5 protein-coding genes are annotated in these 7,225 nt (G+C 72.9%); all 5 read right to left on the bottom strand.

Features of this window, described 5'->3' with window-relative positions:
• Positions 1–289: 289 nt before the first annotated feature.
• Entirely contained in the window at positions 290–1,429 is a 1,140-nt protein-coding gene (gene pstS, locus ACFV0G_RS11110; RefSeq protein ID WP_380545169.1) for a phosphate ABC transporter substrate-binding protein PstS, read from the bottom strand.
• Positions 1,430–1,697: 268 nt separating this feature from the next.
• Positions 1,698–2,222 (bottom strand): NUDIX hydrolase, encoded by a 525-nt coding sequence (locus tag ACFV0G_RS11105; protein WP_380545167.1) that lies wholly within the window; start codon positions 2,220–2,222, stop codon positions 1,698–1,700.
• Complete coding sequence (locus tag ACFV0G_RS11100) at positions 2,223–3,317, bottom strand: CHAD domain-containing protein (RefSeq protein WP_380545165.1); 1,095 nt, start codon at positions 3,315–3,317, stop codon at positions 2,223–2,225.
• A 75-nt stretch (positions 3,318–3,392) separates the two neighbouring features.
• Positions 3,393–5,825, bottom strand: coding sequence for an RNA degradosome polyphosphate kinase (locus ACFV0G_RS11095; RefSeq protein WP_380545163.1), 2,433 nt, complete (start codon positions 5,823–5,825; stop codon positions 3,393–3,395).
• Between the two features lie 291 nt (positions 5,826–6,116).
• The gene (gene mshD, locus ACFV0G_RS11090; RefSeq protein WP_380545161.1) at positions 6,117–7,058 is read right to left on the bottom strand and encodes a mycothiol synthase; all 942 of its coding nucleotides are present in this window, start codon (positions 7,056–7,058) and stop codon (positions 6,117–6,119) included.
• Positions 7,059–7,225: the final 167 nt, after the last annotated feature.

The raw sequence follows: 7,225 nt of genomic DNA, 5'->3' as shown, positions 1-7,225 counted from the left end.
TTGCTCGCGTGGGTTGGCGCCATTTCTGACCTCCAGCTGGTGGGCGGACCCTGGGGTGTGTTTCTAGAAGTTGCTGACTCCGCGCGGGGTGTCACGCGGGGCGCGCCCGGCCCTGCCTCGTGAGGCGGCAGGGGGTGATGAAGTCATGATCGTCTACTCCGGTCTGACGGTGCTGCCCCCGTGGGGGACGGCACCTGGCGGCGGTGCCCCGGACTGTGCGGTTCTGGGTGGTGCTTCCGGCGGGGCGGCCCGTCCCCCCTTGAGGGCCGCCCCACCGGTGGTGCGGGGATCAGGCCAGGGTCGGGATGACGGCCTGGACCTTGGAGGCGAGCTCCTTCGGCAGCGGGACGTAGCCCTTGGCGCCGATGGCCTGCTGGCCGGAGTCGCTGATGGTGTAGGTGAGGAAGGACTTCAGCGTGTCGAGGGTGTCCGCCTTGTTGCCCTTGTCGCAGACGATCTCGTAGGTGACCAGGACGAGCGGGTACGCGCCCTCGTCCTTGGTCGCGTAGTCGAGGCTCAGGGCCAGGTCGCTGCCGGTGCCGGCGATCTTCGCCTTGGCGAAGGTGGTGGCGGCGTTCTCGGCGGTGGCCTCGACCGGCTTGGAGGCGCCGGTGTTGATGGCGGCGCTCTTCAGGTTATTGGTCTGGGCGTAGGAAAGCTCGACGTAGCCGATCGAGTTCGGGACCTGCTTCACCTGCGCCGAGACGCCGGCCGAGCCGTTGGCGGACTGGCCGCCCTTGCCCGCCCAGGTCTTGCTGGCCGGGTAGGTCCAGGCGCCGCCCGAGGCCTTGGCCAGGTAGCCGGTCAGGTTGGCGGTGGTGCCGGAGTCGTCCGAACGGTGGATGGCCTGGATCGGCGCGTCCGGCAGGGTCACACCCGGGTTCAGGGTGGCGATGGCCGGGTCGTTCCACTTGGTGATCTGCGAGTCGAAGATCTTCGCCACGGTCGGGCCGTCGAGGACCAGCTTGTCGACGCCGTCCACGTGGAAGACGATCGAGATCAGACCGCCGACCATCGGCAGGTTGATGCCCTGGCCGGTCTTGCAGACGGCCTTGGAGGCGTCGACCTCGGCCGGCTTCAGGGCGGAGTCGGAGCCGGCGAAGGCCACCTTGCCCTGGTTGAACTGCTGGACACCGGCGCCGGAGCCGCCGCCGCCGTAGGTGATCGTCGAGCTGGAGCAGGCGGAGCCGTACGCGGCCTTCCAGACGTCGACCGCGTTGGTCTGCGCGGTCGAGCCGGCGCCCAGGAGCTGGCCGCCCTTGCCGCAGGCGATCGAGGCGGCGGAGGCCGCACCCGAGGAGGCGGCGGAGGCGCCGTTGCTGCTGCTGGTGTTGTCGTCCGTGCCGCAGGCCGAGAGCGACAGCGTGCTGACGAGCGCCACGGCACCGATGGCGAGGGCCTTGGAGCGGCCGTTCCGCTGGAGCTTCACAGGGTGTCCCTTTCTGAGGCATTCCCGGCGCCCTGGTGAGCTCGTCGATGGCTCGATCGGCGCGGTTTGCTGTGGTCCGGGGCCTGTTCGGCCCTCCGGTGACACCGAAGGTAGGCCGGGCAGGTGACGCGTCAGGCGGTCACAAATGAACGAAGGGTGAACCTCGGACGGATGGCAGGAAACCGCGGCCGGTAGTAACGGTTGCGTCACGGTGGGGGCGCGGTGAGATCACCGCGCACGAGCCCTCCGCCGGTCACCCAACCGCTGGTCAGACGGCATATCCGAGCAGTCGCAGCAGGGCGTCCACCAGGACCCCGTCCCGGGCGTGGGTGAGCCGTTCCCTGGCCTTCCGCGGGGGCAGCCATTCCAGCCGGTCCACCTCGCGGTTGGGGGTGAAGGCGCCTTTGGTCGGCACCGCCGACCAGTAGCGGACCTCCTTCGGCCGGCCCTGCACCAGGTAGTGCTGGGTCGGCAGCTCGGCCCCCAGCTCGCAGTGGAACCCGGTCTCCTCGAGGACCTCGCGCAGCGCGGCCGCCCGCCAGCCCTCACCCGGGTCCAGCTTGCCCTTCGGCAGGCTCCAGTCGTCGTACTTGGGCCGGTGGACGAGGGCGATCCGCGGCTTCTTCCGCCCGCTGCCCTTCTTCTTCGGCGGCCCCGGCACCCAGAGCACCGCCCCCGCCGCGAGGACGGTCGGCCCGTAGCCGGCCGTCCCCTTGCGGGCCCCGCGCACCCCGCCGGGTCCGCGCCCGTAGGGGTTCGATCCGTACGCCGCTGCGCTCAGGCGCTCGCCCATTCACTCCGTCCGTGGTGCTGGGGGTGGTACCACCGCCGGCCCGGCGAGGGCAGGCGGGAGCTCCGGCCACCGGCGGCCGAACGCGTACCGTGCCGCCTCGACCTCCAGTCGCTGATCAGCATGCACCACACCGAGCACGTACGCGGTCGCCGGAGTGATCCGCGGGGTGCGCGCCGCCGCGGCGGCCGCGGCCGCCGCGTCCGCCGCCTCGTGGTGGCGGGCCAGGATCACGTCGAGCTCGTCCAGCCCGGTCGGAGCACCCGTCCCGTCCGCGGACGCACCGGTCACCTCCAGGGCGTACCTGGCCCGCTTCAGCAGCACCCCGGCCCGGTGCCACGGCCGGTCGTCCGCGGCCAGCACCGCGTCGGCGTCCGACGGCGGCCCGGCGGGACCGCCCGGCTCGGCGGGCACCGGCGCGAGCCGGCGCAGGCCGTCCCCGCCGTACGGCTGCGCCGTCCGGTCCAGCGGCAGCCGGCCGACCGCCGTGCCGAGGTCCGCGAACGCGGCCGCGGCCTCCGCCCGGAGCGCGGCGGGGGAGCGGCGGGCCGACCCCGCCAGCAGCGGGACCTCGCCGGCCAGCAGGGTCATCCGGTCCGCCAGCGCGTGCAGCCGTGCCGACCGCAGCTCCTGCAGCAGTGCGGAGTGCGCCCGGGTGCGCGCCAGGGTCAGCTGGCGCTCCAGCAGTGCCCGGGCCTTCGGCGCACCCGCGTGGCCCGCCAGCATGCCTGGCGCTGCGTCGGTGTCGGCGAGGGAGTCCAGGGCGGCCAGCAGCCGGACCGACCGGCGGCGGTAGCCGGGTTCGGTGGCCAGCAGGTCGAGCAGCCAGCGCAGCTCGGTCCGGACCTCCACGGCCCAGCCGGCGTCGAACGCGGTGCCGAAGGTGTGCAGGGCGCCGCCGATCCTGCGGACCGCCCGCAGGAGGTCGTCCGCACCCGCCGCCGACGCCGGGAGCGAGCCCGGTCTGGACCCGGCCTCGCCGACCGCCTGCGGCAGGGCGCGCAGGAACGCGCCGGCCTGCCGGGTGAGGTAGCCGGTGAGGACCTCCCCGGCGGACGCTGCGGGCGCCGCCGGGGCCGTCGTCGGCGAATCGGTCATGCGTGGACTCCCCCATGTGGTGCCGGGTCCGTCCCAGGGCACGGTGCCCCGCGGCCGGACGGCCCGGGCGGACGGTCAGCGGCGCCGCTGGCGCGAGGCGATCAGCAGGTCCTGGACGTGCCGGAGCGGATTGCCCTCGGCATCGACCGCGTGGCGGGTCCAGGCGCCGTCCGGGCCCAGGTGCCAGGACTCCGTCTCCTCCGAGACGCCGAGGTCGATCAGGCCGGACAGCTCGGTGCGGTGCGCCGGGTCGGTGACCTTGACCAGCGCCTCGATGCGGCGGTCCAGGTTGCGGTGCATCATGTCGGCGCTGCCGAACCACACCTCCGGCTCGCCGCCGTTGCCGAAGACGAAGATCCGCGAGTGCTCCAGGAAGCGGCCGAGCACGCTGCGCACCCGGATGTTCTCGCTCAGCCCGGGGACGCCGGGGCGGATCGCACAGATGCCGCGCACCCACACGTCCACCGGCACACCGGCCTGCGAGGCCCGGTACAGCGCGTCGATGACGGCCTCGTCGACGATCGAGTTGACCTTGATCTTGACGAAGGCCGGCCGGCCGGCCCGGTGGTGCGCGATCTCCCCGTGGATCCGCGAGATCAGGCCGTCCCGCAGGCCGCGCGGTGCGGTCAGCAGCCGGCGGTAGGACTCCCGGCGGGAGTACCCGGACAGCCGGTTGAAGAGGTCCGACAGGTCGGCGCCGACCTGCGGGTCCGCGGTGAGCAGGCCGAGGTCCTCGTACAGCCGGGCCGTCTTGGGGTGGTAGTTGCCGGTGCCGACGTGCGAGTAACGTCGGAGCGTCTCGCCCTCCTGCCGCACGACCAGCGACAGCTTGCAGTGCGTCTTCAGCCCGATCAGGCCGTAGACCACGTGGCAGCCGGCCTCCTCCAGCTTGCGGGCCCACTTGATGTTGGCCTGCTCGTCGAAGCGCGCCTTGATCTCGACCAGCACCAGCACCTGCTTGCCGGACTCGGCGGCGTCGATCAGCGCGTCGACGATCGGCGAGTCGCCGGAGGTCCGGTAGAGCGTCTGCTTGATCGCCAGCACGTGCGGGTCGGCGGCGGCCTGCTCCAGGAACGCCTGCACCGAGGTGGAGAAGCTGTCGTACGGGTGGTGCAGCAGGACGTCCCGCTCCCGCATCGCCGCGAAGATGTCCGGCAGCGAGGCGGACTCCACGTCGGTGAGCCCGCGCGCGGTGCCCGCCACGAACTTCGGGTACTTCAGCTCCGGACGGTCCAGCCCCGCGATGCCGAACAGGCCGGTCAGGTCGAGCGGCCCGGGCAGCGGGAAGACCTCCGCCTCGGTGATGTTCAGCTCCCGCACCAGCAGGTCCAGGATGTAGGGGTCGATCGACTCCTCGACCTCCAGGCGGACCGGCGGGCCGAAGCGCCGCCGCATGAGCTCCTTCTCCAGGGCCTTGAGGATGTTCTCGGCGTCGTCCTCCTCGACCTCCAGGTCCTCGTTGCGGGTGACCCGGAAGGCGTGGTGGGCGAGCACCTCCATGCCCGGGAAGAGCTCCTCCAGGTGCGCCCCCATGACGTCCTCCAGCGGCACGTACCGCTGGGGCGAGGCCTCCAGGAAGCGCGACAGCGACTGCGGCACCTTCACCCGGGCGAAGTGCTTGTGCCCGGAGACCGGGTTGCGCACCACGACCGCCAGGTTGAGGCTCAGGCCGGAGATGTACGGGAAGGGGTGCGCCGGGTCGACGGCCAGCGGCGTCAGCACCGGGAAGATCTGCTGGCGGAAGAGCGTGTGGAGCCGCGACTGCTCCTTCTCGGCGAGGTCGGGCCAGCGGACCAGCTCTATCCCCTCGGCGGCGAGGTCCGGCAGTACCTCGTGCTGGAAGGCCGCCGCGTGCCTGGCCATGAGCTCGCGCGAACGGCGCCAGATCTGGTCCAGCACCTCGCGGGGCTGGAGCCCGGACGCGCTGCGGGTGGCCACGCCGGTCGCGATCCGGCGCTTGAGGCCCGCCACCCGGACCATGAAGAACTCGTCCAGGTTGCTGGCGAAGATCGCCAGGAACTTGGTCCGCTCCAGCAGGGGGATGTCCGACTCCTCGGCCAGCTCCAGCACCCGCTCGTTGAACGCCAGCCAGCTGCGCTCGCGGTCCAGGAATCGGCCCTCGGGCAGCTCGCCGAACTCGGACTCGACGTCCGCCAGCACCGACAGCAGGCGGCCCGCGGCACCGGCGGACTTCGCCCGGGCTCCGGCGGCGACCGGCTCGTCGTTCAGCGGGAGCCCGAGCGCGTTGGAGATCACGCTCGGCAGCGGTGTCCCGGCCGGGGCGGTCTCGGGGACGGCGGGGGACGGCGCGGTCCGGGCGGCCTTCGCCGCGCCCTTGGCGCCGGCCGCCCGGCCCGAGGCCTTACCGCCCGCAGAGGACCGCGGCGCCGGCGCCTGCCGTACGGAGGCGGAGCCCGGCGTGCGCGACCCGTCGGAGGCCGATCGCCCGGACGCGCTCCCGGCGCCGACCGGACCGGACGAGGCGGAGACGGGGCCAGGGATGTTCATCGATGCCAGCTCCTCCTGCAGAGCGAAGTCACGGTCGCACGCGACGCGGTCGTTCCGGTCGTCAGCAGCCGTACCGTCGGCGCACGTGCTGGTGGCGTACGCGGTGCCCTCGTCCCGCCACACCAGTTCCCACCCGCCGGGGGCGGCCGATTGCTGGCCGGCCGGTCTGCGGGCGGAGCGGGGACGAGGCACCACGGGCGTCATCCTGTGATCTTCGCGGCGTCAATTGAATCCACGGTAAACACTGCATGGCCAGGAGGAAAGCTGAGACGGTCACCCCTGTGGCCGCTGTCAGCCGGCTTCGCCGGTCCTCCGGACGCGATACATCAGATCCACCTCGTGGACGGTGAAACCCACTCGCTCATATACCCGCACAGCGGCCGGATTGTCAGCGTCCACATAAAGAAGTACCGCCGGAACGCCCCGCTCCAGAATCAGGTGGCGAAGGCCCGCCGAGGTCAGCGCCCGGCCCAGGCCGCTGCCCTGTTCGGTCGGCGCGACCCCGACGACGTAGACCTCGCCGAGGCCGTCCGGATGGACCTTCGTCCAGTGGAAGCCCACCAGGTCGTCGCCGCGGAACGCGAGGAAGAAGCCGGCCGGGTCGAACCAGGGCTCGGCCATCCGGTCCGCGAGGTCGGCCTGCGTCCAGGAGCCCTGCTCGGGGTGGTGCGCGAAGGCGAGCGCGTTGAGCCCCAGCCACGCCCGGTCGTCCTCGCCGGGCCGGAAGGTCCGCAGGACCACACCGGCCGGCAGCACCGGCTCGCCCGGGACGTCGGCCGCGGGCCGGCGCATCTGCCGCAGCTCCCGGACGAGCTCGGCCCGGTGCCGCGCCGCCAGCCGGGCCGCTGCCGGGTGCCCGCCGTGTGCCCAGAAGTCCACGTCCTGGCCGGTCGCGGCCCCGAGCACCGCCTCGGCCAGCCGACCGCCGAGGCCCTGGCCCCGCAGCTCCGGGTGGACGGCGAACTCCGCGGTCGCCCGGCCGCCCTCCTGCGCGGCGAGCTCCAGCTGCCCGTACCCCGCGGGACGCCCCCCGGCGAGCTGGAGGAAGTGCCGGACGCCCGGCCGCTCCGCCCCCGCCCGGAGCCGCAGCCGGCCGGCCTCCGACACCGCCTCCCGGCCGTCGTCCACGACGGCGGCCGTCAGCACGGCACGCGCCACCGCCAGGTCGTCGGAGGTGAGCTCGGACGTGACGCGGATCGGGTCGCCGCTGGACGGCGTGCGGGTGGTCTCCATGAAACGACCTTACGTCCCGTCAGACGCCTTGGGGGTATGCGGGTCCCGGAAATGCGAGAAGCCCCGCCCGGGTGACCCCGGCGGGGCGTCTCAGAAGAAATTTTGGGCGGCGTCCAACTCAACCACACGGTCCCCCCAGCAGTACCAACGGCGCGTTTTTGCATATC

Origin of the sequence: Kitasatospora sp. NPDC059571, assembly GCF_042735675.1 — a bacterium.
GTDB lineage: Bacteria > Actinomycetota > Actinomycetes > Streptomycetales > Streptomycetaceae > Kitasatospora.
This window is presented reverse-complemented; position numbering and strand designations above follow the sequence as displayed.